Below are 23299 nucleotides of genomic sequence, written 5' to 3' on the forward strand. Positions count from 1 at the left end.
CGGCGCGCGCCTGTCGAACTGCGCCGGAGCGCCGGCGCCGGGCCGGACCCGTCAGGCGAAGAGCGCGAGCCGCTGCTCCGGCGTCAGCGCGTCGATCTCGGCGAAGCTCAGGGCCGGCTCCTCCGGCGGCATTGCCGGCTCGGGCGCCGCCGCGACGGTCTCGCCCCAGGTGAGGTCGACCATGTCCCGCGCGACGTCCTCCTCGACGTCCGCCTCGAACGCCTCCTCGCTCGCGGTGGCGGGCTCCGGCGCGTCCGCGGCGGACGGATCGGCGACGGGAAGGGAGGCGACCTCCGGAGCCGGCTCCGGCTCCGGGGCGGCCTCGAGATCGACCGCCCAGTCCGCTTCCAGATCGGCCTCCAAGCCGGCCTCCAAGCCGGCCTCCAAGCCGGCCTCCAAGTCGGCTGCGGGTGCGGCCTCCGACCCGTCCCCCGGCGCGGCGAGGTCCGGCTCCGGGGCGAATGCCAGCGCGGCCGCTCCCGCCGGCTCGGACACGGCGTCCGGCTCGGCCTCCGCCACCGGCTCCGGCGCGGCCGGCGCTTCGGCCGCGACCGCTGTCTCCGGCTCGGCCTCCGGCTCGGCCTCCGGCGCCCGGGCCTCCGCCTGGACCGGCAGGAACACCAGATCCTCGTGCAGCGCCGGGCTGCCGGGGCGGGCCACGAGGGCCGCCACCGTGACGGCCGGCACGTCCATGGCGATGTAGCGGTCGATGTCGCTCTGGTTCAGATCGGCCGGCTCGCCGGCCGGCCGCGCGCCCCGGTGGGGCGGCACCCGGACCGCGTCCTCGCCCCAGATGGCGATCATCGCGGAGACCCGGTCCTCCAGGTAGCGCAGGGTGTAGACGATCCGGGCGGTGCGCTGCGCGGTCAGGTCCTGGAAGGAGCAGGCGGTGTAGATCGCGGTCGCGTGGCGGTCGAGGGCGTCGCAGGCCTGCGCGTCGGCCCCGTGCTCGCGCAGGGTCCAGGCCGCCTCCTGGATCGACTCGGCGGCGCTGAGGATGTCGGAGGTGGCCTGCTCGGTCTCGCGCACGATGGCGTCGAGGGCGAGGGACGCCTGCGTCAGCCGGGTCTCGTCGCCGTTCGGGGTGTTGAGCGCCGCGATCTCGCCCTTGGTCCGGCTGATCGCGTCGGCCATGTCGAGGAGATTGCCGCGCAGGTGCCCGAAGGCCTCCTGCCCGCGGTCGGCGGTGACGCTCCGCTCCAGCCGCGCGATCGCCCCGAGCAGCACCTCGGTCTCGGCGCCCCGGTTGCGCCGGGCGTACTCGGCGAGGAACCAGCGGCCGCGCTCGCTGGCGCTGATCGTCGCCTCGATCGCCTCGTACTCGGCCGAAGCGTGCGCGCTCGGGTTGACGGAACCGAACATGGGCCTCTCTGGACGCTGAATGCGGGCGCGGCGGCGGCCCCGATGCGCGCCAATCGCGGCGAATTTGACAGAGGGCCTTTAACGGGCGCTTACGGACGCCTTCCCGGTCCCGCCTCCCTGCTCAACCCGCTCGTCGAGACCCGCCTTGCCCCGCCCGTCCGGCCCGGCGCGCCTGTCGCTGCTCTACGCCGTGGTGTTCACCGAGATCGGCATCGCGATGCCGTTCATGCCCCTGTGGCTCGACGCCCTGGGGCTCGATGCCCGGGTGATCGGTCTCCTCCTCGCCCTGCCGATCGCCACGCGGATCGCCGCCACGGCGCCGCTGATGAGCCTCCTCGACCGCGGCCTCGGGCCCCGGCGGCTGATCCTGCTCGGCAGCCTCGCCCTGAGCCTGACCTACGCGCTGATGCCCGCCGCGGCCGGGATCGGGTGGCCGCTGCTGGCCGGGCTGATCGTGCTCAACGCGGTCGCCGGCGCGCCGCTCGTGCCCTGCATCGACTACCTGACGCTCGCGGCCGTGCGCCAAGACGCCCGCCTGACCTACGCGCGGATCCGGATGGCGGGCTCCATCGCGTTCCTGCTGGCGAACCTCGCGGGCGGGCTGCTGCTGACGGCGCTCGGCGGCCGGCTCGCCGTGCCGCTGCTCCTGACCGGCCTCGCCCTCGGCGCGGGTCTGGTGGCGTGGCACAGCCGCACGGTGGCGGCCCTGCCGCCGTCGGCGGCGGGCGACGGCCGGACGCGGCTGCCGCGGCGGCTCTGGCTGTGCATCGGCGCGGCGGCCGCGATCCAGGCGAGCCACGGGGCGATCTACGGGTTCGGCAGCATCTACTGGACCGGCCAGGGCATCCCGCCGACCTGGGTCGGCGCGCTCTGGGCGATCGGCGTCCTGGCCGAGATCGCCCTGTTCGCCGGCCTCCCCGCCCTGCCCGCCGCCTGGCGCGGCCCGGTGCGGCTCCTCGGCGCCGGAGCCGTCGCGGCGATCCTGCGGGCGATCGGCATGTACCTCCTCGGCGACCATCTCGCCGCGCTGGTGCCCCTCCAGTGCCTCCACGGCCTGACCTTCGGGGCGACCCAGCTCGGCGCCATGGCGGCGGTCTCGGCCTACGCCCCCGACGGCGCGCGGGGCCGGGCGCAGGGCACGCTCAGCGCGGTCAATGCCGGGATCTCGGTGGTCGCGACCTTGGGGAGCGGCGTCGCCTACCGGGCCGGCGGCCCCCTCGCCTTCCTGCTGATGGCGCCGCTCGCCGCCGCGGGCCTGGGCCTCGCCCTGGCGTCCCGCCGCGCGCGGGGGGTGAGGTTGGAGACGGATCGTCAACCGTAATGTCGTCATAACCGCCGGGCAGGGTGGTGCCTCGATCGAGGAGTATGGGTGTTGCTGAGCGAGGGCACTGTTCCCGGCGCCTTGGCCGGCGCCGCGCTGCGGGACCGGTCGGCCGACGGCCGCCTGGCGCTCGACGGCCGCTGGACCGCCGACCAGGCCCCGACCGTCGAGGCCGCGGCCGCGCGCATCGCGGCGGCCGGCCGCGCCGGGCCGGTGGCGGTCGACCTGTCGGGGATCGAGCGCCTCGACACGCTCGGCGCCTGGGTCCTGGAGCGGACCCGCGCCGAGATCGAGCAGGCGGGCAGCGCCCTCACCTATCTCGGCGCCCGCCCGGAGCACCGCACCCTGCTGGGCGAGGTCCGGCTGCGCGAGCCGGACGCGCCGCCGCCGCGGCGGCACGGCCCGGTCGTCGGCCTGCTCGACGCCACCGGGCGCCGGACCGTGCAGGGCGGCCGCGAGTTCGTCACCGCCCTCGCGTTCCTGGGCGAGCTGATCGCCGCCTGCGGGCGCGTCGCCCTGCGGCCCGGCACGTTCCGCGGCAACGCCCTGATCAACCAGATCCAGCAGGTGGCGCTCAACGGCACGCCGATCATCGTGCTGATCTCGTTCCTCGTGGGCGGCATCGTCGCCCAGCAGGGCATCTTCCAGCTCCAGCGCTTCGGCGCCCAGACCTTCGTGGTCAACCTGATCGGCCTCCTGATCCTGCGCGAGATGGGCGTGCTGCTCACCTCGATCATGGTCGCCGGCCGCTCCGGCTCGGCGATCACCGCCGAGATCGGCTCCATGCGCATGCGCGAGGAGGTCGACGCGCTCCGGGTCATGGGCCTCGACCCCGTCGAGATCCTGATCGTGCCCCGGGTGCTCGCGCTGATGATCGGCCTGCCGATGCTGACGCTGATCGGCGACCTCGCGGCGCTCGCGGGCGGCGGCCTCACCGCGATGCTCTACGGCGGCCTGACCCTCGACCAGTTCCTCGTCCGGCTCCAGGCGGCGGTGGGCGTCCACCACGTCATGGTCGGCCTGATCAAGGCGCCGTTCATGGCGCTGACGATCGGGGTGATCGCCACGATCGAGGGCTTCGCGGTCGAGGGCTCCGCGGAATCGCTCGGCCGTCACGTCACCGCGTCGGTGGTGAAGTCCATCTTCATGGTCATCGTCCTCGACGGCCTGTTCGCGGTGTTCTTCGCCGCGATCGATTTCTGAGGCCGCCGCGATGGATGCCCCGATGACCGCCTCGCCGCATGGCCCCGCCCCGATCATCCGCGTGCGCGACCTCGTGGTCGGCTTCCGCGACCGCAACATCCTGAAGGGCCTGAGCCTCGACATCCGCGCCGGCGAGATCCTGGGCTTCGTCGGGCCCTCGGGCCAGGGCAAGTCGGTGCTCACCCGGACGATCCTGGGCCTCAACCCGAAGCGGGCCGGGACCATCGAGGTGTTCGGCCGCGACGTCGACGAACTCACCTACGCGGAAAGGCGCCGGATGGAGCAGCGCTGGGGCGTGCTGTTCCAGCAGGGCGCCCTGTTCTCGGCGCTCACCGTCAAGCAGAACATCCAGGTGCCGATGCGCGAGCACCTGAACCTGTCCGAGCGCCTGCTCGACGAGTTCGCCCGGCTCAAGATCGAGATGGTCGGCCTGAAGCCCGACGCCGCCGACAAGCTGCCCTCGGAACTGTCGGGCGGCATGATCAAGCGCGCGGCGCTCGCCCGCTCCCTGGCGCTCGATCCCGAGATCCTGTTCCTCGACGAGCCGACCTCGGGCCTCGACCCGATCGGCGCGGGCGAGTTCGACGACCTCGTCTCGACCCTCAAGGAGACGCTGGGGCTGACCGTGTTCATGGTCACCCACGATCTCGACAGCCTCTACACCGCCTGCGACCGCATCGCGGCGCTCGGCGACGGCCAGATCATCGCCGCCGGCACGATCGACGAGATGCTGGCGAGCGACCATCCCTGGCTGCGCTCGTACTTCCACGGCAAGCGCGCCCGGACCATCGCGACGGGGGGCGCCTCGGCCCATGCCTGATCCCGTGCCTGACCCGATGCCCGATCGCCGCCGTCCCACCCAGATCCCGCCCTGCTCCCCTCCGGGAGCCGGGGCTCCAGGCCCGGCCGGATCTCCGCCGGCCAGAACCGCAGGTTGAGCGCATGGAAACCCGCGCGAACTACGCCCTGATCGGGGCCTTCACGATCGCCGTCATCCTGGCGGGCTTCGGCACCGTGCTGTGGCTCTCCGGCGGCTCCTCGCGGCAGGTCAGCCAGCTCGTCCGCATCGTCTTCTCCGGCTCGGTCGGGGGCTTGTCGCGCGGCTCGAGCGTGAACTTCAACGGCATCAAGGTCGGCGAGGTCACCGACATCCGCCTCGCCCCGCAGGATCCCCGCCGGGTGCTCGCCACGATCAAGGTCGATCCCGCGACCCCGCTCCGGGCCGACACCCGCGCCCGCCTCGACTCGGCGATGCTCACCGGCGTCTCGGTGATCTCCCTGTCGGGCGGCAACGCCGACGCGCCGGTGCTGACCCCGATGGCCAACGGCGAGCCGCCGACGATCTTCGCCGATTCCTCCGACATGCAGGACATGATGGCGCTGGCGCGCCAGGTGGCGCAGCGGGCCGACGACATGCTGGCCCGCCTCGACCGGCTGGTCTCCGCCAACGAGGGGGCGATCAACCGGTCGCTGACCAACGTCGAGACCTTCTCGAAGACGCTGGCCGATGCCGGCCCGAACATCTCGGCGCTGGTCAAGGCCGTGGACGGGGCCAAGCTCGGCCGGGTGATCGACAACGCCGACCGCTTCTCGGCCGCCCTGTCCAAGGCCAGCCCCGACATCGAGGCCGGCCTGCACGACGCCCGGCTGCTCGCCGGCAAGCTCAGCGCCTCGGCCGACAAGATCGACGCGGTGCTGAACGGCGCCCAGAGCTTCCTGGGCTCGGCCTCCGGCCAGGAGGGCTCCAGCACCTTCACGGAGATCCGCGCGGCGGCGATCTCGGTGCGCGACGCCGGCAAGGCGTTCCGGACCATGTCGGAGAACCTCGACAAGCGCACCGCCAGCATCTCGGCCAATTTCGGCCGGCTGAGCGGCACCGGCCGCCGGGAGGTCGAGGCCCTGTCGGGCGACGGGCAGCGGACGCTGAGCACCCTCAACCGCACCGTGCGCAGCCTGGAGCGCGACCCGAGCCAGGTGATCTTCGGCGGCAAGCCTTCGTTGCCTGAATACAACGGTGGCCGGTGAAATGCCGCGTCGCCGGGCGGATGTGTCCCGGCGCACGGCACGGATGCCGCAGCGGATTAGTTTTAACCGCATAGCTTATACAGCTCCGCCGTTCGCCGGCGGGGTCCTTCAGGTCATGCGTATGGTCCGCTCGTCCCACATCGCCGCCGCCGCGCTGCTCGCCGCCCTCCTGGGCGGCTGCGGCGGCGCGGCGCCCCTCACCTTCGACCTCGCGGCGCTGCCGGCCGCGGGGCGGCCGATCGCGGCCGGCCGCTCGATCGCGGTCTCGGAGCCGGTGAGCATCCAGCCCTTCGAGGCCGACCGGATCATCGTCCGCGAGAACGGCGGCGCCCTGTCGTTCCTGGGCGGCGGCCAGTGGGCCGACCGGCTGCCGCGCCTGATCCAGACGCGGCTCATCCAGAGCCTGGAGAATTCCGGGCGGCTCCGCTCGGTGAGCCGGCCCGGCGACAAGGTCGTGGCCGACTACCAGCTGATCAGCGAGATCCGCGCCTTCGACGTGCAGTCCGGGACCGGCGAGGCGGTGGTCGACCTGTCGCTGAAGCTCGTGGCCGACGGCACCGGCAGGGTTGCGGCGGCGCGGATCTTCACGGCCCGCGTGCCGGTGTCCAAGATCGATGCCGGCAGCGGCGCCCGCGCCCTCGATCAGGCGCTGAGCATCGTGCTGGCCGACGTGGTGCGCTGGGTGAACAGCGGGCGCTGACGGCCCCACGGCCGGGCCGCGCCGACGCCCCCGCCGGGGCGGGGCGCTCGCGACGGAACGTCCTCCGAATGCCAGCCGTGCGGATCCGCTCCACGGCCCGACAGGCGCCACGGGTGATGGGACGGGCCCGACGGTCCATCGTGGGCGCGCGGGATTTCCTGCCGATCAATCCGTGTCCCGCGGCGGCGTGCGTGGACGGGGCGCGGTTGCGGTTCGCAGCAATCGCGGTCATACGGCTGCCGCGATGCAGACTCTGTTCTCAACTGAAGGTGTATTGGAGAAGGACAGGTTTCGCCTTTGGCGAGATGTCTGCGAAGATCGCCTGGTTCCGATGGCGCAGACTTGTCTCAACGACGAGCCCTTTCACGCGACGATCGAGGGGGCCAGTATCGGCGGTCTGGTCTTCACGAAATTCGCGCTGCGCAACCTGCGGGCGGCCACGACGCCGCGCACGCTTCGCCATGAAAACCACAAGACCGACCACCTGTTCATGAGCATCGTGCTCTCGGGACAGGTCCGCGCGGATCAGTACGATCGGTCGAGCACGGATCGGGTCGGCGACTTCTCGATCCGGGATACGAATACACCCTGGACGATCGAGCACAGCGGCTACAGCGAGGTGCTGGCCATCGGGATCCCGCGGGAGCGGCTGGAGGGGGCTCTGGGCTCCGCACGCCTGTTCGCCGGCGTGACTGTCGGCGGCGATCTGCCGACCGCGACCCTGACCCGGTCGTTCCTGGGCAACCTGCTCAGCCTGGGCGACCAGCTGACGCCCCAGGTGGCCGAGAGCATGGTCTCCACGGGGCTCGACCTCATCGTCGCCAGCCTCGCGGAGCGGCTCGCGCGGGAGGCGCAGCGGCCCGTCCAGGACAGCGTCGTGGTGCAGCGCGCCCGGGCCTATCTCGAGGCCCATCTCCACGATCCGACCCTGGACCCGCCCCGGCTCGCGGCCGCGGCCGGCGTGTCCCTGCGCCGGCTGCAGGCCTTGTTCCGCGCGCAGGACCGGCACATCTCCGACTGGATCTGGCACCGCAGGCTCGAGGCGGCCGCCAAGCGCTTGGCCGATCCGGGCTGCCTCCACATGCCGCTGGGGACCTTGGCGTATGGCTGCGGCTTCCTCAGCCAGTCCCACTTCTCCCGCCGCTTCAAGGAGCGCTACGGCCTGAGCCCCCGCGACTACCGCGTGCGCGCCCTCGCGCGGGGCGCCGAGGGTGGGCCGGAGGGCCGACCGGGCCGCCTCACTCCATCACGGCGGCCTTCATGATCACCACCATGGTGGCCCGGGCCGGACCGTCCGTGCAGCGCACGAGGTGGGGCCGGTCGCAGCGGTAGCGCAGGGTCTCGCCGGCCCGCGCCCGCTGCACGACGCCGCCGATCTCGACCTCGAACGCCCCCTCGGTGACCGAGAGCGACTCCACCGAGCCGCGCTGGTGCGGGTCCGAGTCGAGGACGCCGCCCGGGTCGGCCGTGACCTCGTACCATTGCAGCCACTCGATCGTCTTGAGCCAGCCGATGATCGCCAGCCGCACCTTCCCGTCCTCGGAGACGAGGATCGGCGTGTCGGCCCGGGAGGTCTTCTCGATGAACGGTTCCTCGTCGCCGGCCGCCAACACCCGCTCGATCGACACGTCGAGGGCCTGGGACAGGCGCCAGATCGTCGCCAGCGTCGGGTTGGTCTCGTTGCGCTCGATCTGGCTGATGATCGACTTGGCCACGCCGGACTGCTCGGCGAGTTCCGAGAGCGACAGGTTGTAGGCCTTGCGCAGCCGCTGGATGGTCTTGCCGAGCTGGCCGGAGAGCACCTGCGCGCCGGTCAGCAGGTCGCGCCCGCGCGCCCGGTCGGGCCGTTCCGCCTGATCCTGCATCGTCCCCGATCCGCCTGCACCGTTCCATTATCCGAACGATCGTACGCTTCTTCAAACGCAATCGACGCCCGGTTGCAAGGCGGCGGGCGGCGTGCGCGGCGGCGTGCGCACCGGAAAGCGGCGGCCGGATCGGCCTCTAAGTCCAGACGGCGTGGAAGTGGTGGACCGGCCCGTGCCCCGTCCCGACCGCGAGGCTGTCCGCCGCCGCGAGGGCGGCCGTGAGGTAGGCCTTGGCCTCCGCCACCGCCTCCGGCAGGGCCAGGCCCTGGGCGAGGCCCGCCGCCACCGCCGCCGAGAGGGTGCAGCCGGTGCCGTGGGTGTTGCGCGTCGCGATCCGCGGCGCCGACAGGGTCCGCAGGGTGCCGTCCGCCGTGACGAGGTGGTCGATGCTCTCGCGCCCCGCGCCGTGGCCGCCCTTGATCAGCACCGCCCGGGCGCCGAGGGCGACCAGCCGCCGCGCCTGGGCCACGATCGCCGCCGCGTCCGCGGCGACGGGCTCGCCGAGGAGCACCGCCGCCTCCGGCAGGTTGGGGGTGATCAGGTCGGCCCGCGGGAGCAGCCGCTCGCGGAGCGTCGCCACGGCGTCGTCGGTGATCAGCCGGTCGCCGCTGGTGGCGACCATCACCGGGTCGAGGACGACCGGGATCGACCCGGCGTGCCGGGCGAGGCCCTCGGCGACCGCCGCGATCACCGCGGTCTGCGACAGCATGCCGATCTTCACGGCCCTCACGGCGAGGTCGGAGAACACGCTGTCGATCTGCCGGGCGACGAACTCCGCCGGCACGTCGTGGATGCCCTGGACCCCCGCCGTGTTCTGCGCGGTCAGCGCCGTGATCACGCTGGCGCCGTAGACGCCCAGCGCCGAGAAGGTCTTGAGGTCCGCCTGGATGCCGGCGCCGCCGCCGGAATCCGAGCCCGCGATCGTGACCGCGATGGGCGCGGGGCCGCTCATCGGGCGCCGGCCCGCTCCGCCAGGGCGCCGTCGATCCGCGCGCGCAGGTCGCGGGCGCGCTGGCGCACCGACTCCGCGCCGAACAGCGCGGTGATCACCGCGACGCCGTCCGCCCCCGCGGCGACCACCGCGGCGGCGTTGTCGAGCCCGATCCCCGCGATGGCGCCGAGCGGCAGGCCGGCTCCGCGGGCGAGGCGGGCGCGGAAGGCGATGCTGGCGAAGCCGTCGAGGCCCACCGGCGAGTCGGGATTGTCCTTGCTGGTGGTGGCGAACACGCCGCCGATGCAGGCGTAGTCGACGGGCAGCCGGTACAATTCGTCGGCCTGGGCGGGCTTCTTCAGGGTGAGGCCGATGATCGCGCCCTCCCCCAGCAGCCGGCGGGCGTCGGCCGGGTGGAGGTCGCCCTGGCCGAGATGCACCCCGTCGGCTCCGGCCGCGAGGGCGAGGTCGACGCGGTCGTTGACGAGGACCGGGACGCGGCCGCCCACCGCCGCCAGGATCGCCCGGATCCGCGCCAGGGCGGCGCGGGCATCGGCGATGTCCTTCTCGCGGTACTGGAGCAGGGTGCAGCCCCCCGTCACCGCCTCGGCGCCGAGCTCCGCCAGCCGCGCCCCGTCGGCGCCGCAGACGCCGACATCGAGGAGCCCGTAGAGCCGCAGGTCGACGGCCCGGCTGCCGGTCGGGGTCGAGGGGGAATCTGCGGGGGAAGTCGCGCTCGCTGGCATCGCTGTCGTCGCTCGGTCCGCCTCGGCCGGTCCGGTGCCGGCCTACCCGGACCCCTGTTTGGGCAGGGCTCGCGGCGTTGGCAAGCGGCGGGTGGACAGCGGTGCGTCGACGGGCCCCCCCGCTCCGTCATACGGCGGCGTTGACGCGCGGCGATCCTGTCCCCCTATAGGTGGGATCCGCTACGGCGCATCCCGGGGGACGGACGGTCGAGGAACGATGACGGGTGCCGCGGCGCAGACGGACGCGCGCGGGGGGCAGGCCCCGCCGGAGCGCTCCTCCGTAGGCCTCGTCGCGGTGATCGTCGCCGCGACCAAGGGGGAGCCGCGCGCCCTGACCATCCGGGTCCCCGACCAGGCGCCCGGCCGCGGCGACGGCCTGCCGGCCGGCCCCCTCGTCCCCGAGCACGCCACGCTGGAGCGGGGCCTGCGCGCCTGGGTGGAGCGGCAGACGCACCAGCGCCTCGGCTACGTGGAGCAGCTCTACACCTTCGGCGACCGCGACCGCTCCGGCACGGCGACCCTGTCGGGGGTGCACTCCCTCTCGGTGGCCTATCTGGCGCTCGTCCGCGAGGAACGGCCGGCGGGGCTCGCCGAGGCCGCGTGGCAGAACTGGTACCGCTACCTGCCCTACGAGGATTTCCGGCAGGGGCGCCCGCGCCAGCTCGACGCCATCGAGGCGCGGCTCGCCGAATGGGCGTCCGAGCCCGCGGACTGTGCCACCCGGACCCGCCGCCTCGACCGCCTCGGCCTGACCTTCGGCATGAACGGCGGCACGTGGAACGAGGAGCGCGTCCTAGAGCGCTACGAGCTGCTGTTCGAGGCCGGGCTGATCCCGGAGGCGCGGGGCAATCCCGGCCCGGCCCTGCCGAACGACCCGACCGGCGTCCCCATGGCGTTCGACCACCGGCGGGTGCTCGCGACCGCGATCGGCCGGCTCCGGGGCAAGATCAAGTACCGCCCGGTGGTGTTCGAGCTGATGCCACCGGAATTCACCCTGCTGCAGCTGCAGAAGACCGTGGAGGCCCTGTCGGGGACGCAGCTGCACAAGCAGAACTTCCGGCGCCTCGTGGCCCAGCAGGGGCTGGTGGAGGAGACCGAGAGCGTGACCAGCGGCGCCGCCGGCCGGCCGGCGCGGTTGGTGCGCTTCCGCCGGGAGGTGCTGCTGGAGCGCCCGGCCCCGGGCCTGCGGCTGCCGTCGCGGCGGGCGGGGTGACGGCGGCGGTCAGTCTCGCCGCGGCAGGGTGCCGAGCCCGCTCGCGTCGAGCGCGTCCACCGTCACGGCGGCGGCCCGGCCGTCGCTGCCGATGGCGAAGCGGACGGCGGAGGGGCGGTCGGGCGCCTCGGCGTCCGGGAAGCTGAGGAAGAGGTCGCGGTCGAAGTGCCGGAGGCTGTAGCGGCGCGCCCCCGCGGGGCCGACCGTCAGCGTCAGGGCGCCGTCCGCCTCCACCACGACGGCCTCGCCGACATAGGCGTTGGCGTAGCGCCCGGCATAGGCCGAGAGCGCCAGGGGCGCGGCGGGCGGCGCCGGCGGCGTGCCGTAGGCCGCATTGTCGGCGGCGATACCGGGCGCGAACAGGTTCTCGTAGGCGGCGCCCCAGGCCGTCACCCAGTCCCGGTCGACGCGGCCGTCGAAGACGAGGTCGGCGAAGCTGTCGGCCAGCCCCTCCGGCACGCCGGACGGGAAGGCGTTGGTCAGGACGAGGATCCCGAGACCGGCCTCCGGATGGATCGAGACGAGCGTCTGCGCGCCGACGCTGAAGGCGCCGGCGTGGCCCCAGACGAGGCCGTGGCGGCCGTACTCGACGTTCCAGCCGAGGCCGTAGAAGGACGCGCCGCCGGTCACGGGGTTGCGGCCGCGGGCCATGAGCGGGACGTGCGTCTGCGCCAGGGCCGGGGCCGCGACGCGCTGCGCGCCCTCGAAGCGGCCCTTGCCGATCACGAGCCGCAGCCATCGGGAGAGGTCGCGGACATCGCTGCTGACGCCGCCGGCCGGTGCCTGCGCGTCGGGATCGCGCTCGATCTTGGCGGTCCAGACGCCGCCGGCCCGGACGTGGAGCGCCGCGCGGTCGGCCCGGCTGAGGAAATCCGCGTGGGTCGTGCCGGTAGCGGTCATCCCGAGCGGCCGGAACAGCCGGTCCCGGGCCACCGCCTCCCAGGGCTGGGCGGTCGGCTTCGCGGCGGCGACCGCGCCCTCGGTGAAGCCGAAGTTGCTGTAGGCGTAGCCGGCGCGGAAGCTGGAGGCGGGCGGCGCGAGGCGCAGCCGGTGCAGGATCGCGTCGCGGCCGAAGCCGATCGCCTCCAGATCGTCGCCGGCGGTCCCCGGCAGGCCGCTGCGATGGTTGAGGAAGTCGCGCACCGTGACCTGCGCGGTCGGGTAGGGCTCGTGCAGCTGGAAGGCGGGATCGAGATCCGCGACGCGCGAATCCCAGTCGACCACCCCGTCGCCGACCAGGGCGGCCACGATCGTCGCGGTGACGGGCTTGGACAGGGAGGCGATCTGGAAGACCGTGTCGGGGCCGACCGGCTCGGGCTTCCCGGCCTGCCTGAGGCCGTATCCCTTCAGGAGGAGCGTCTCGTCGCCGAGGACGACCGCGACCGCGAGGCCCGGCACCGCGCCCCCGTCGACGGCCCGCCGCGCCAGCGCCTCCAGCGCCGGCAGCTGCGCCTCGACCTGCGCCCGCGTCAGCGTCCCGGCGGATCCGGCTCCGGGCCCGGCCGCGATCAGGCCGAGGGCGAGGCACGCGCCGACGAGGCGCCGGCGCGATCGGGCCCGCTGCATGAGTCGTCGATCCCGCCTGAGAGAGCTCGGACCTCGAGAGTGGCATCGTCGGGCCGGCGAAATCAATCGCGCCGCCCCGGGCCGCGCCGCGAATGCGCGGGCCGGCCCGACGGACACGGACGAAGACTGTTCGGGAACCGGGCCGGGCTAGCGGAACGGGTCGGCGCCGGGTGCCGGCTTCACGCCGCGGAGCATCCGGTACAGCGTCCATTCCTCGACGATCTTCCGCCCCGGAAGGGCGCAGAGCCCGATCGTGCCGCCATCGGGCAGCTTCGCGAGGATCGTCTGCCCGCCCATCGTCGCGCAGAAGGCCGAGGCCGGATTCTCCAGCGCGCGGGCCGGCGCCGATCCGGCAAGGGCGGCGCAGACCGCGAGCGCGCGGACAGGCCACGCGGCGGGCGCCCTCCACGGTCCGATCATGCGCGTCATGGGCCGCCCTGCCTTACCCGTAGGTGTGGTCGTCGGCCGGGAACCGGCCGGCCCGGACCTCGTCCGCGTAGGCTTTCACGGCGTCCTCGATGTGGGTCCGCAGGCTCCCGAACTGGCGCACGAATTTCGGCGTGCGCTCGGACAGGCCGAGCATGTCCTCCAGCACCAGGATCTGGCCGTCGCAGACCGCCGAGGCGCCGATGCCGATCGTGGCGGCGGTGACCTGGGGGGAGGTCGCGATCGCCCGCGCCACCGGCTCGACGATGCCCTCGAGCACGATCGCGAAGGCGCCGGCCTCCGAGATGGCGCGGGCATCCTCCAGGAGGCGGCGCTCGTCGTCGGGGGCCCGGCCCTGGACCTTGAAGCCGCCCATCGTGTTCACCGCCTGCGGGGTGAGGCCGATATGGCCCATCACCGGCACGCCGCGCTGGACGAGGAACGCCACCGTCTCGGCGAAATGGGCGCCGCCCTCCATCTTGATCGCGCCGGCGCCGGTCTCCTTGAGAACCCGGGAGGCGCTGAGGAAGGCCTGCTCCCGGCTCGCCTCGTAGGAGCCGAACGGCATGTCGACCACGACCAGCGCCTTCTGCGTGCCGCGGATCACCGCCTGGGCCTGGAGGATCATCATCTCCAGGGTCACGGGGATCGTCGATTCCATCCCGTGCATCACCATGCCGAGGGAATCGCCCACGAGGATGAAGTCGCAATAGGGATCGACGATGCCGGCCGTGTGGGCGTGGTAGGCGGTGAGCGCGATGATCTTGCGCCCCTCGGCCTTGCGCTTGCCGATATCGACCGCCCGGAGCCGTCGGGACTGCACGACCTGCGACATGGTTCAGACCTCATTCCGGCCACTCGGGACGCGGCGCGGGCCCCCTCTCCCGCCCGGGAGAGGGCGCGCCCCGCCACGCGAGCCTCGTTCCGCGGCGTCTCTTACAATGCCCGGCGATGCGGGTCAGCGCCCCGCCTGCGGCTCGGCGCCCGCCTTCCAGTCCGGATCGACCGTCAGGTTCGCGGTCTCGTGCATCTCCTGCCACCCCTCGACGCCCTCGGGGAACCAGCGCACGCCGGTATAGCCCTTCAGCACCAGCCGCTTGGCGGCGTTCCAGCTGCCCCAGCACTCGACGTGGCAGAACACCACGACGGGCTTCGCCTTGTCGCCCCCGGTCAGCGCCGCGACGCGGGCGTAGAAGAGCGCCTCGCGCGCCGGCGCCAGGGGCTCGGCGCCGGCCTCCGGCATCCAGACGGCGCCGGGGATCGACGGATGCACCGGCAGCCAGAGGCGGCCCTCCGGGAAGTTCGACGGCTTGCGGTCCGGCGCCGCCACGTCGAGCAGCACCGGCTTGTCGGGGCCGGCGATCAGGGCGGCGACGGCGTCGGCGTCGACCACCGCTGCGCCCTTGAGGGTCGGCGGCGTGTAGCCCTTCGGAGGGCCGGCGTAGAGCCCCTCCGGCTCGGGCACGTTCACCGGCGAATCGGCCGGCGCCGCGGCGAGGCAGAGGAGCGCGGCGCAGGCCGCCGCGGCCCGGCCGGTCAGGAGGAGGCGCCGCATGGTCAGTTCGTCGGGCTCGGCGCGGTGAAGCTGTGCTGCCACTGGCCGCCCTGGTTGTCGGAGGCCGCCACCTGGATCGGCTTGCCGTCCGGCTTGAACGCGAAGTTGATCACCGGGTTCGAGGCGATCGAGATGTCGCCCGTCATGGTGAAGACCTTCCGGTCGCCCGCCGAGACGGTGAGCTTGTCGATGTAGCGCGCCGGCGTGTAGTCGCGGGTCACCTGGTTCATCTGCATGCCAGAGAAGTTCGGGTGGCGGATCATCAGCGTCGCCTCCACGGGCTTGCCGGCCGCCGTCTCGGCGAACTTCATGCGCATGTCGCCCATGCCCTTCATGGCCTCCTCGTCGCTCATCCCCATCGGGGCCGAGCAGCCGCCGGAGGCCTTCACGAACTGCTTGGCCTCGTAGAGCTTGCCGTCCATGGTCTCCACCACGGCGTGCATGTCGGTGTAGTTGTTGACCCGCACGCGCAGCTTCAGCTCGGCCGGGTCGGCGGCCGGCCCGAACTCGAACTTGGCCGCGTAGGGCGCCGGGTTGTCGTCGATGATCAGCGAGACCGCCTTGATCTGCCCGTCCTTGGGCATGGTCAGGGTGATCGGAACCAGGGCGGCGTCGAGCGCCCGGGCGGGCGCCTCGATCTTCACGAGGCTGTCGGTCGGGGCAATCTGGCGGTCGCCGAAGATCGACTTGGCGATCTCCTGCCAGCGGGCCGCCCGCTCCTGATCGGTGTCGGAGGCGCCGGCCGCCCGCGCGGCGCCGGCGAGCGGTCCCGACAGCGCCGTCGTCGCCAGGACGAGGCCGAGGGCGAGGCTGGAGAAGGTCTGTCCGATGAAGGTCTGTCCGATCCTGTGCGTCATGGCGTGCCTCCCGATTGGCTTGGATATGGGGATCCTGAAAACCTATTCCCACTCGAGTTCCTGGTAGGCCACGGTGACGTTGCGGCCGTTGTAGGTGTCGAACAGGGCCCACTTGTCGCGCTGGTCCGCCGCGACGCTGGTCACGGCCTTCTCGATGGGCACGTCCTTGGCGATCGCCGCCCGGGTGCCGTCGCGCAGGGCGGTCAGGTAGCCGGAGAGGTCGGCGAGCGCCGGGGCGAGGTCGACCGCGACGGGGCCGTGGCCCGGGACGGCCCGGGCGGGACCCATGGCCTTCAGCCGCTCGATCTCGGCGAGCCAGCCCTTGAGGCTGCCGTCGAGGGAGGGGATCCGGTTCACGAACAGCAGGTCGGCGGGGAACAGCAGGCCGCTGCCGGAATCGATCATCGACAGGTCCGAGGTGGTGTGCGCCGGACCGTGCGCCGTGAAGGTCAGGCGGCGGTCGCCGAGGTCGATCTCGGCCGTGTCGGCGACGGTCATGGTCGGGTAGACCACCGGCCCGGTCCGGTCCTCGCCGAGCAGGTCGATCAGCCGCTTGCGGTAGAACTCGCCCCGGGCCGCCAGGGCCTCGGTGAGCTTGGCGTGGCCGATGAAGACCGGCTTGTCCTGGACGAAGGCCCCTGCCCCGAAGACGTGGTCCGGGTGGACGTGGGTCAGCACCACGTGGGTGATCGGCTTGTCCGTGCGCTTGGCGATCTCGGCGCGCAGCCACTGGCCGTCGGCGAGGCTGCCGCCGGACTCGGTCACCACCACGCCGGTCCTGCCGACGAGGAAGCCGATATTGGCGATGGCGTCGGCGTTGTCGGGGGTGGCGTCGGCGATCCGGCCCTTGCGCACGTACAGGCCGGGCCCGACCTCCTCCATCGTGAAGCTCTCGGCGGCGCGGCCCAGCGTCGGCAGGCAGCACAGGCAGAGCCCCGCGAAGAGGGCGTGCCGCCGCGTCGGCCCGGCGGCCTGCCTCCGCGGATGGACGGCGCGTGCCGTCATGCCGAAACCTCCCGATCTTGCCCGTTCTTGATTGTCTACCATTAAGTAGGTAGATTGATCGTCCGTCAAGGGGCCGCCGGGAGCCGGTCCCCGCCGCGGCCGCACGTTCGCGTGACTTCGTGCGATGATGGAGGCGAGTTTGGAGCGACGTTCGCCGCGATGAGGGATACCCGCGCCGAGTTGCTGATGCAGGCCGAGACCCTGGTGCGGGGCCGCGGCTTCGCCGGCTTCAGCTACGCCGACCTCGCGGCGGCGGTGGGCATCCGCAAGGCGAGCATCCACCACCACTTCCCCACTAAGGTCGATCTCGGCGCCGCCCTGGTGGCGGCCTACGCGGCGCGCTACGCCGCGGCCCTGGAGGCGATCCGCCGGGACGTGCCGGATGGGCCGGGCCGGGTCGAGGCCTACGGGCGGCTCTATCTCGGCGGCGTCGAGCAGGGGCTCGGCTGCCTCTGCGCGGCGCTGGCCATCGAGGGCGAGGCCCTGCCCGAGCGCCTGCGCCGGGACGTCGCGGCCTTCTTCGCGGACCATCTCGCGTGGCTGGAGGGCATCCTGCGCGCGGGCCAGGCGGATGGCAGCGTGCGCGGCGGCGCGGATCCGGCGGCGCTCGCCCGCTACGTCGTCGCCACCCTGGAGGGGGCGCTCCTGATGGAGCGCCTGTTCGCGAGCCCCGACGCCTTCCGGGGAACGCTGGCGGTGCTGGTCGACGGCCTCAGGCCGCAGTGAACCGGGCGTAGCCGTCCGCCCGCAGCCGGCAGGCCGGGCAGGTGCCGCAGCCGTAGCCCCAGGGATGCCGCTGCCCGCGCTCGCCGAGGTAGCAGGTGTGGCTCTCCTCGACGATCAGGTCGACCAGCGCCCGCCCGCCGAGGCTCTCGGCCAGCTCCCAGGTCTGCGCCTTGTCGAGCCACATCAGCGGCGTGTGCAGCACGAAGCGCCGCTCCATGCCGAGATTGAGCGCCACCTGCAGGGCCTTGATGGTGTCGTCGCGGCAATCCGGGTAGCCGGAATAGTCGGTCTCGCACATGCCGCCGACCACGTGCCGGAGCCCCCGCCGGTAGGCGAGCGCCGCCGCGAAGGTCAGGAACACGAGGTTGCGGCCGGGCACGAAGGTGTTGGGCAGGCCCGACGCCTCGTAGCCGATCGCGGCCTCCCGGGTCAGCGCCGTCTCGGAGACCTGCCCGAGGGCGTCGAGGGCGAGCGTGTGGTCCTCGCCGAGGCGGCCCGCCCAGGCTGGATCGAGGGCGGTCGTGCCCGCCCGCAGGGCCGCGCGGCGGTCGAGCTCGACCCGGTGGCGCTGGCCGTAGTCGAAGCCGAGGGTCTCGACGTGGTCGAACCGGTCCAGCGCCCAGGCGAGGCACGTGGCCGAATCCTGGCCCCCGGAGAACAGCACCAGCGCGGCGCGGTCCCCCTGGATCGCGGCGTCACTCGCCATCGTACTCGGCCCAGGACATCGGGGTCTCGGCGACCCGCACGAGCGCGAGGCCCGGCAGGTCCGGCCGGAGGCGCTGCCAGATCCAGGCCGCGATGTTCTCGGCGGTCGGGTTCTCCAGCCCCTCGATCTCGTTGAGGCAGTGGTGGTCGAGCCGGGCGAGCAGCGGCCCGAAGATCGACTCGATGTCGTAGAAGTCGATCACCCAGCCGGTGTGGGGATCGACCGGGCCGGCGACCGTCAGCTCGACCCGGTAGGAATGCCCGTGCATCCGGTGGCAGCGGTGGGTCTCGGGCACGTTCGGCAGCCGGTGGGCCGCCTCGAAGGTGAAGGCTTGGGTGATCTTCATGGACGGTTCGCGGGTGTGGCCGATCTCGCCCCCGCCATAGCGCCGACGGGCGGTCCCGCGCAAAGGCGGGCTGCCCTGCGTTCGGCGGCGCGCCCGGGGATCAGGCCCCGGCGCCGGCCTCCGACCACTGTGCGTACCACGCCTTGAACAGGCGCAGCTGCGTCTCCGCGTAGTGGCGCTGACCGGCGCTGAGCGCGTCGGTGGCGTTGAAGTGCAGCGCGTATTCCGGGTTCCCCTCCAGCACCATCAGGTGCTTGTAGTAGAGGACGAGGTCGGTCCCCTCGTCGAAGCTCGACAGGATCGCCAGCGCGGCGTCGAGTTCCTCGGCCCGGCGCCGGGCTCGCACGTCGCCCGCGGCGGCCTTCTCGCACAGGGCGACGAGGTGGAGCACCTCCCGCGGCAGGACGTTGCCGATGCCCGTGATGGCGCCCCGGGCGCCGCAATTGACGTAGCCGTGCACCACCTGGGTATCCACCCCGACCATCAGGGTGATGTCGGGCGACTGGCCGGTGATGTGCTCGGCCGCGTAGGTGAGCGAGGCCGCGCCGCCGAACTCCTTGAAGCCGACGAGGTGCGGGTGGCGGGCGCGCAGGCGGAAGAACAGGTCCGCCCGGGTCTCGAACCCGTAATAGGGGCTGTTGTAGATCACCGACGGCAGGTCGACGGCCGCCTCCAGGATGCCGCCGAAATGCGCCTCCTGGGCCGCTGCCGAGCTGCCGCGTGACAGGACCCGCGGGATGATCATCAGGCCGTGGGCGCCGGCCGCCTTGGCGTGGGCCGCGAGCGCCGCGGCCCGCTTCGGGTTCTGGGCGCCGGTCCCGACGATCACCGGGACGCCGGCGGCGAGCAGCCGCTCGACGCCCGCCATCCGCTCCTCGTCGGTGAGCAGCGGCCAGTCGCCCATCGAGCCGCAGTAGACGACCGCCGACATGCCGGCATCGACGAGCTCCCGCCCCTTGCGCGCGAGGGCGTCGAGGTCGGGCGTCCGGTCCGGCCGGCAGGGCGTCATCAGGGCCGGGATCGTGCCGGAGAAGATGTGTCGATCGAAGGCCATCGCCGGCTCGCCTGCTGGGAGGTGGGATCGTCCCGGCCGGCCCCGCGGGCCTCGCGGGGCGGCACGCCTCTCCATGGCAGCGCCGCGCGAGTCTGGCAAGGATTTTATACAATTCCTGTCGCGCGGGTCGGGGCCGGCGCGGCGCCGAGGAACGCCATCAGCGCGGCGGCGACGTGGTCGATATGGTCGGTCAGGAGGGCACAGGCGGCCGAGACGTGGCCGTTCCGGCACAGCCGGACGATCTCGCGGTGCTCGCGGTCGGCCCGCTCCAGCTCGGCGCTGTCGGTGGAGAGCTGGAGGCGGGTGTAGCGGTCGCACTCGGCCAGCAGCGAGCCGACCAGACCGAGGGCGCGGGGGCGCTCCGCCCGGCCGTAGAGGAGGAGGTGCAGCTCCGTGTTGAGGGCGCCCCAGCGCGCCGTCGCGCCCGCCCGCAGGGCCGCGGCGTACTCCTCCAGCAGGGCGTCGGCCCGGGCGTAATCGTCGTCGGTCAGGCGGGGCGCCGAGAGGGCCAGGAGGCGCGGCTCGAGGGCGGCCCGGAGCTCGAGGGCCTCGGCCGCGTCCGCCGGCGAGAGCGGCGCCACCATGGCCCCGCGATGGGGCAGGATCCGCACGAGGCCCTCGGCCTCCAGCTGGAACAGGGCCTCGCGCACCGGGATCCGGCTGGCGCCGAACTCCGCCGCGAGGCCGTCCTGCCGGAGCTGCGACCCGGCCGGATAGCGCCCGTCGAGGATGCGCCGCCGGATCTCGGTCCCGATCGAGCCCGCGATGGTCCGGTTCTTCATCGTCTCGCTCCCGGTCGAGCCCGGATGCCCCGCAGGACACTTGACGGCGGAGCTCCGGTGTTGAAATTGTATAAAATCAATCGGGCAACGGGCTCGATCACGACAAGGGTGCCCGCGATGACGCTCTCCCGCCGCCAGATCCTGGCCGGTACCGCAGGCGCGGCCGCCGGCCTCGGCCTCCCGCACCTGGTCCGGGCCCAGCCCGGCGGCGGCAGCGTGCTGCGCTTCATCCCGTCGACGCCCCTGCCGTCCCTCGATCCGATCGTCGCCACGAGCTACGTCATCCGCAATCACGGCTATCTCGTCTACGACACGCTGTTCGCCACCGACGAGAATTTCCGCATCCAGCCGCAGATGGTGAGCGAGTGGCAGACCGCGCCCGACGGCCTGCGCTGGACCTTCCATCTCCGCGACGGCCTCACGTTCCACGACGGCTCCCCCGTCGAGGCCAAGGACTGCATCGCGTCCATCGCGCGCTGGTCCAAGCGGGACGCGTTCGGCCAGACCCTGGCGGGCTTCGTGGAGGGGTACGGCCAGGAGGACGCGCGGACCTTCACGGTCGCGCTGAAGAAGCCGTTCCCCCTGCTCCCGGCGGCGCTCGGCAAGCTGTCCTCGAACGTGCCCTTCATCATGCCGGAGCGCGTCGCCCTCCAGGACGCGTCCAAGCCGATCGCCGACGCCACGGGCTCCGGGCCCTGGCGCTTCGAGGCGCGGGAGTGGATCCCGGGCCAGAACGCGATCTACACCCGCCACGCCGGCTACCGCCCCCGCGAGGAGGCGCCCTCCTGGGCGGCCGGCGGCAAGGTCGCCAAGGTCGACCGGATCGAGTGGCTCGCCATCACCGAGGCCTCGGCGGCGGTGGGCGCGATGATCCAGGGGGCGGTCGACTGGTACGAGCAGCCGGCGATCGACCTGATCCCCGTCCTCAAGGGCAAGCCGGGGATCGAGATCCGCAACGTGCCGCTCGGGCTGATCCTGCTGATGCGGTTCAACCACACGCAGCCGCCGTTCAACAATCCCGAGATCCGCCGGGCCGTGATGATGGCCATGAAGCAGGACGACTACATGCAGGCGGTGGTCGGCAGCCCAGAATACTACCGGGAGGCCAAGACCTTCTTCACGCCGGGCTCGCCGATGTCGACCGGGGCCGGCGGGGCCGCGGCCATGCAGGCGGACCTCGCCAAGGCCAAGGCGATGCTGGCCAAGGCCGGCTACAAGGGCGAGCGCGTGGTGCTGCTGGCCCCGGCCGACCAGCCGATCGCCTACAACCAGTCGCTGGTGACCCAGGACCTGCTCAAGCAGCTCGGCATGAACGTCGATCTGGTCTCGACCGACTGGGGCAGCTTCATCGCCCGCCGCGGCAACCGCGGGCCGGTCGATGCCGGCGGCTGGTCGCTGTTCCACACCCTCTGGTCGGGGGCCGACGTGCTGAACCCGGCGCTCCACCCGCTGATCCGCGCCAACGGTCAGGCGGCGTGGTTCGGCTGGCCGGACGACCCGACCCTGGAGGGCCTGCGCAGCGAGTGGATCGCCACCAGCGACGAGGCGCAGCAGAAGGCGCTCGCCGCGCGCATCGAGGAGCGGGCCTTCGCGGTCGTGCCCTACGCCCCCGCGGGCCTCGTGCAGCAGCCGATGGCGGTCAGCGCGAAGCTCAAGGGCATGGTCATGGCGCCGGTGCAGTTCTTCTGGAACATCGAGAAGACCGCCTGAGTTTGGGCGCTCCCGAGGAAGGTTCGTCTTTGCGAGCGCAGCGAAGCAACCCAGGGCAGCGGGCCGCTGATGGGCGTGGCGCCGCTGGATTGCTTCGCTCCGCTCGCGAAGACGCGGCGTCTCGGGTGCGTCTGCGTCTTCAGCCCGCGCCCTTCCCCGACACGCCGGCCTGCGCGAAGGTCGCCATGCCGGTGTGGCAGGCGAGCGCGCCCTTCAGCAGGCCCATCGCCATGCCGGCGCCCGAGGCCTCGCCGAGGCGCATGCCGAGCGCCAGCAGCGGCACCAGCCCGAGCCGCTCCAGAACCTCCGCGTGGGCGCCCTCCGCCGAGACGTGGCCGGCGAGGCAGTGGTCGAGGGCGCCCGGGTCGGCGGCGTGCAGCACGGCCGCGGCGGCGGTCGCCACGTAGCCGTCGATCACCACCGGGATGCGCTGCAGCCGCGCGGCCAGGATCGCCCCCGCCATGGCGGCGATCTCCCGGCCGCCGAGGCGCGCCAGGACCTGGAGCGGGTCGTCGAGGTGGCCGGCATGGTGCGCGAGCGCCGCCTCCACGGCCGCGACCTTCCGGGACAGGCCGTCCCGGTCGACTCCCGTGCCGCGCCCGACCCAGTGGGCGGGATCGCCGCCGAACAGGGCGGCGTAGAGGGCGGCCGCCACCGTGGTGTTGCCGATGCCCATCTCGCCGATGCCGAGGCAGTCGGTGCCGGCGGCCACCGCCTCCATGCCGAACGCCATGGTGGCGACCGTGGCGCGCTCGTCGAGGGCCGGCCCCTCCGCGATGTCGCCGGTGGGCATGTCGAGGGCGAGGTCGAACACCTTGAAGCCGAGGCCGTAGGCCGCGCAGATCTGGTTGATCGCCCCGCCCCCGGCGGCGAAGTTGTCGAGCATCTGGCGGTTGACCGCGTCCGGGAAGGCCGAGACGCCGCGGCGCGTGACCCCGTGGCTGCCGGCGAAGACGCAGACCAGCGGCCGGTCGAAGCTCGGCGGTGCCTTGCCCTGCCACGCCGCCAGCCACGTCACGAGGCTCTCCAGGCGTCCCAGCGAACCGGCGGGCTTCGTCAGGGTCGCGTCCCGGGCCGCGACGGCTTCCTTCGCCTCCGCGTCGGGGCCCGGCATCGCCTTCAGCAGGTTGCGGATGTCGTCGAAGGGGCCGGGTTCGGGAGCGGTCGTCGAATCGGTCATGGCGGCGATGATTTCCTGTG

At 73.1% G+C, this 23299-nt stretch carries 24 protein-coding genes; 9 read left to right on the plus strand and 15 right to left on the minus strand.

Annotated features, from left to right (window positions below; translation table 11 throughout):
- Window positions 1–51 precede the first annotated feature (51 nt).
- Window positions 52–1362, minus strand: coding sequence for a hypothetical protein (locus BLW78_RS13535; RefSeq protein ID WP_091680226.1), 1311 nt, complete (start codon window positions 1360–1362; stop codon window positions 52–54).
- A 145-nt stretch (window positions 1363–1507) separates the two neighbouring features.
- Here BLW78_RS13535 and BLW78_RS13540 point away from each other — a divergent pair, with 145 nt between their 5' ends.
- The 6 genes from BLW78_RS13540 (at window position 1508) to BLW78_RS13565 (ending at window position 7875) form a co-directional block, all read left to right on the plus strand.
- The gene (locus BLW78_RS13540; RefSeq protein ID WP_091680227.1) at window positions 1508–2683 is read left to right on the plus strand and encodes an MFS transporter; all 1176 of its coding nucleotides are present in this window, start codon (window positions 1508–1510) and stop codon (window positions 2681–2683) included.
- Window positions 2684–2731: 48 nt separating this feature from the next.
- Complete coding sequence (locus tag BLW78_RS13545; protein ID WP_056532696.1) at window positions 2732–3886, plus strand: ABC transporter permease; 1155 nt, start codon at window positions 2732–2734, stop codon at window positions 3884–3886.
- Window positions 3887–3896: 10 nt separating this feature from the next.
- Window positions 3897–4706 (plus strand): ABC transporter ATP-binding protein, encoded by an 810-nt coding sequence (locus BLW78_RS13550; RefSeq protein WP_170855151.1) that lies wholly within the window; start codon window positions 3897–3899, stop codon window positions 4704–4706.
- Between the two features lie 122 nt (window positions 4707–4828).
- Entirely contained in the window at window positions 4829–5911 is a 1083-nt protein-coding gene (locus tag BLW78_RS13555) for an MlaD family protein (protein WP_020092338.1), read from the plus strand.
- Window positions 5912–6032: 121 nt separating this feature from the next.
- A complete protein-coding gene (locus BLW78_RS13560) occupies window positions 6033–6611 on the plus strand; it encodes an ABC-type transport auxiliary lipoprotein family protein (RefSeq protein WP_020092337.1) in 579 nt (192 codons plus the stop codon).
- A 244-nt stretch (window positions 6612–6855) separates the two neighbouring features.
- The gene (locus tag BLW78_RS13565) at window positions 6856–7875 is read left to right on the plus strand and encodes a helix-turn-helix domain-containing protein (RefSeq protein WP_091680229.1); all 1020 of its coding nucleotides are present in this window, start codon (window positions 6856–6858) and stop codon (window positions 7873–7875) included.
- Here the strand turns inward: BLW78_RS13565 and BLW78_RS13570 are convergent.
- The 3 genes from BLW78_RS13570 to thiE all read right to left on the minus strand — a co-directional run bounded on the left by BLW78_RS13570 (window position 7850) and on the right by thiE (window position 10153).
- Entirely contained in the window at window positions 7850–8476 is a 627-nt protein-coding gene (locus tag BLW78_RS13570) for a helix-turn-helix domain-containing protein (protein WP_020092335.1), read from the minus strand. The two genes, BLW78_RS13565 and BLW78_RS13570, sit on opposite strands and share 26 nt — an antisense overlap.
- A 136-nt stretch (window positions 8477–8612) precedes the next feature.
- Window positions 8613–9428, minus strand: coding sequence for a bifunctional hydroxymethylpyrimidine kinase/phosphomethylpyrimidine kinase (gene thiD / locus BLW78_RS13575; RefSeq protein WP_091680230.1), 816 nt, complete (start codon window positions 9426–9428; stop codon window positions 8613–8615).
- Window positions 9425–10153, minus strand: a complete 729-nt coding sequence (gene thiE / locus BLW78_RS13580) for a thiamine phosphate synthase (protein ID WP_091680232.1) — start codon at window positions 10151–10153, stop codon at window positions 9425–9427. The genes thiD and thiE overlap by 4 nt, the downstream gene beginning before the upstream one ends.
- Window positions 10154–10370: 217 nt before the next feature.
- Here thiE and BLW78_RS13585 point away from each other — a divergent pair, with 217 nt between their 5' ends.
- Entirely contained in the window at window positions 10371–11366 is a 996-nt protein-coding gene (locus tag BLW78_RS13585; RefSeq protein ID WP_020092332.1) for an NUDIX hydrolase, read from the plus strand.
- A 9-nt stretch (window positions 11367–11375) separates the two neighbouring features.
- On the opposite strand, the gene BLW78_RS13590 is transcribed toward BLW78_RS13585, so the two are convergent.
- From BLW78_RS13590 to BLW78_RS13615, 6 genes are all read right to left on the minus strand, one after another.
- A complete protein-coding gene (locus BLW78_RS13590) occupies window positions 11376–12932 on the minus strand; it encodes a serine hydrolase (protein WP_091680234.1) in 1557 nt (518 codons plus the stop codon).
- Between the two features lie 147 nt (window positions 12933–13079).
- Window positions 13080–13361 carry a DUF333 domain-containing protein gene (locus BLW78_RS13595; protein WP_091680235.1) on the minus strand — a complete coding sequence of 94 codons (282 nt, stop codon included), beginning with the start codon at window positions 13359–13361 and terminating at the stop codon, window positions 13080–13082.
- Between the two features lie 13 nt (window positions 13362–13374).
- Window positions 13375–14193 carry a 3-methyl-2-oxobutanoate hydroxymethyltransferase gene (gene panB, locus BLW78_RS13600; RefSeq protein ID WP_020092329.1) on the minus strand — a complete coding sequence of 273 codons (819 nt, stop codon included), beginning with the start codon at window positions 14191–14193 and terminating at the stop codon, window positions 13375–13377.
- A 123-nt stretch (window positions 14194–14316) separates the two neighbouring features.
- Entirely contained in the window at window positions 14317–14913 is a 597-nt protein-coding gene (locus BLW78_RS13605) for a rhodanese-like domain-containing protein (RefSeq protein ID WP_056532682.1), read from the minus strand.
- 2 nt (window positions 14914–14915) lie between these two features.
- A complete protein-coding gene (locus BLW78_RS13610; RefSeq protein WP_091680237.1) occupies window positions 14916–15770 on the minus strand; it encodes a quinoprotein dehydrogenase-associated SoxYZ-like carrier in 855 nt (284 codons plus the stop codon).
- Between the two features lie 42 nt (window positions 15771–15812).
- Window positions 15813–16775 carry a quinoprotein relay system zinc metallohydrolase 2 gene (locus BLW78_RS13615; RefSeq protein ID WP_091680239.1) on the minus strand — a complete coding sequence of 321 codons (963 nt, stop codon included), beginning with the start codon at window positions 16773–16775 and terminating at the stop codon, window positions 15813–15815.
- A 159-nt stretch (window positions 16776–16934) separates the two neighbouring features.
- Here BLW78_RS13615 and BLW78_RS13620 point away from each other — a divergent pair, with 159 nt between their 5' ends.
- Window positions 16935–17501, plus strand: coding sequence for a TetR/AcrR family transcriptional regulator (locus BLW78_RS13620; protein ID WP_042673639.1), 567 nt, complete (start codon window positions 16935–16937; stop codon window positions 17499–17501).
- Here the strand turns inward: BLW78_RS13620 and queC are convergent.
- From queC to BLW78_RS13640, 4 genes are all read right to left on the minus strand, one after another.
- On the minus strand, window positions 17488–18207 hold the full coding sequence (gene queC, locus BLW78_RS13625; protein WP_091680241.1) for a 7-cyano-7-deazaguanine synthase QueC: 720 nt from the start codon (window positions 18205–18207) through the stop codon (window positions 17488–17490). The two genes, BLW78_RS13620 and queC, sit on opposite strands and share 14 nt — an antisense overlap.
- Window positions 18197–18553 carry a 6-carboxytetrahydropterin synthase QueD gene (gene queD / locus BLW78_RS13630; protein ID WP_020092323.1) on the minus strand — a complete coding sequence of 119 codons (357 nt, stop codon included), beginning with the start codon at window positions 18551–18553 and terminating at the stop codon, window positions 18197–18199. Before queD ends, queC begins: the two co-directional genes overlap by 11 nt.
- 100 nt (window positions 18554–18653) lie before the next feature.
- Complete coding sequence (locus tag BLW78_RS13635; RefSeq protein WP_091680242.1) at window positions 18654–19607, minus strand: dihydrodipicolinate synthase family protein; 954 nt, start codon at window positions 19605–19607, stop codon at window positions 18654–18656.
- Between the two features lie 104 nt (window positions 19608–19711).
- On the minus strand, window positions 19712–20389 hold the full coding sequence (locus BLW78_RS13640; RefSeq protein WP_091680244.1) for a GntR family transcriptional regulator: 678 nt from the start codon (window positions 20387–20389) through the stop codon (window positions 19712–19714).
- A gap of 117 nt (window positions 20390–20506) precedes the next feature.
- On the opposite strand from BLW78_RS13640, the gene BLW78_RS13645 reads away from it, so the two are divergent.
- A complete protein-coding gene (locus tag BLW78_RS13645; protein WP_020092320.1) occupies window positions 20507–22099 on the plus strand; it encodes an ABC transporter substrate-binding protein in 1593 nt (530 codons plus the stop codon).
- Window positions 22100–22238: 139 nt separating this feature from the next.
- Here BLW78_RS13645 and cobT read toward each other — a convergent pair whose 3' ends face one another.
- Entirely contained in the window at window positions 22239–23279 is a 1041-nt protein-coding gene (gene cobT, locus BLW78_RS13650; RefSeq protein WP_091680246.1) for a nicotinate-nucleotide--dimethylbenzimidazole phosphoribosyltransferase, read from the minus strand.
- Window positions 23280–23299 lie beyond the last annotated feature (20 nt).

Source organism: Methylobacterium sp. 275MFSha3.1 (genome assembly GCF_900108435.1).
Classification (GTDB): Bacteria; Pseudomonadota; Alphaproteobacteria; order Rhizobiales; family Beijerinckiaceae; genus Methylobacterium.

Coding starts and splice junctions, on each gene's coding strand:
- BLW78_RS13535 (WP_091680226.1), bottom strand. CDS start 1,362: ATGTTCGGTTCCGTCAACCCGAGCGCGCACGCTTCGGCCGAGTACGAG.
- BLW78_RS13550 (WP_170855151.1), top strand. CDS start 3,897: ATGGATGCCCCGATGACCGCCTCGCCGCATGGCCCCGCCCCGATCATC.
- BLW78_RS13555 (WP_020092338.1), top strand. CDS start 4,829: ATGGAAACCCGCGCGAACTACGCCCTGATCGGGGCCTTCACGATCGCC.
- BLW78_RS13560 (WP_020092337.1), top strand. CDS start 6,033: ATGGTCCGCTCGTCCCACATCGCCGCCGCCGCGCTGCTCGCCGCCCTC.
- BLW78_RS13565 (WP_091680229.1), top strand. CDS start 6,856: ATGCAGACTCTGTTCTCAACTGAAGGTGTATTGGAGAAGGACAGGTTT.
- BLW78_RS13570 (WP_020092335.1), bottom strand. CDS start 8,476: ATGCAGGATCAGGCGGAACGGCCCGACCGGGCGCGCGGGCGCGACCTG.
- thiD (WP_091680230.1), bottom strand. CDS start 9,428: ATGAGCGGCCCCGCGCCCATCGCGGTCACGATCGCGGGCTCGGATTCC.
- thiE (WP_091680232.1), bottom strand. CDS start 10,153: ATGCCAGCGAGCGCGACTTCCCCCGCAGATTCCCCCTCGACCCCGACC.
- BLW78_RS13585 (WP_020092332.1), top strand. CDS start 10,371: ATGACGGGTGCCGCGGCGCAGACGGACGCGCGCGGGGGGCAGGCCCCG.
- BLW78_RS13590 (WP_091680234.1), bottom strand. CDS start 12,932: ATGCAGCGGGCCCGATCGCGCCGGCGCCTCGTCGGCGCGTGCCTCGCC.
- BLW78_RS13595 (WP_091680235.1), bottom strand. CDS start 13,361: ATGACGCGCATGATCGGACCGTGGAGGGCGCCCGCCGCGTGGCCTGTC.
- panB (WP_020092329.1), bottom strand. CDS start 14,193: ATGTCGCAGGTCGTGCAGTCCCGACGGCTCCGGGCGGTCGATATCGGC.
- BLW78_RS13605 (WP_056532682.1), bottom strand. CDS start 14,913: ATGCGGCGCCTCCTCCTGACCGGCCGGGCCGCGGCGGCCTGCGCCGCG.
- BLW78_RS13610 (WP_091680237.1), bottom strand. CDS start 15,770: ATGACGCACAGGATCGGACAGACCTTCATCGGACAGACCTTCTCCAGC.
- BLW78_RS13615 (WP_091680239.1), bottom strand. CDS start 16,775: ATGACGGCACGCGCCGTCCATCCGCGGAGGCAGGCCGCCGGGCCGACG.
- BLW78_RS13620 (WP_042673639.1), top strand. CDS start 16,935: ATGAGGGATACCCGCGCCGAGTTGCTGATGCAGGCCGAGACCCTGGTG.
- queC (WP_091680241.1), bottom strand. CDS start 18,207: ATGGCGAGTGACGCCGCGATCCAGGGGGACCGCGCCGCGCTGGTGCTG.
- queD (WP_020092323.1), bottom strand. CDS start 18,553: ATGAAGATCACCCAAGCCTTCACCTTCGAGGCGGCCCACCGGCTGCCG.
- BLW78_RS13635 (WP_091680242.1), bottom strand. CDS start 19,607: ATGGCCTTCGATCGACACATCTTCTCCGGCACGATCCCGGCCCTGATG.
- BLW78_RS13640 (WP_091680244.1), bottom strand. CDS start 20,389: ATGAAGAACCGGACCATCGCGGGCTCGATCGGGACCGAGATCCGGCGG.
- BLW78_RS13645 (WP_020092320.1), top strand. CDS start 20,507: ATGACGCTCTCCCGCCGCCAGATCCTGGCCGGTACCGCAGGCGCGGCC.
- cobT (WP_091680246.1), bottom strand. CDS start 23,279: ATGACCGATTCGACGACCGCTCCCGAACCCGGCCCCTTCGACGACATC.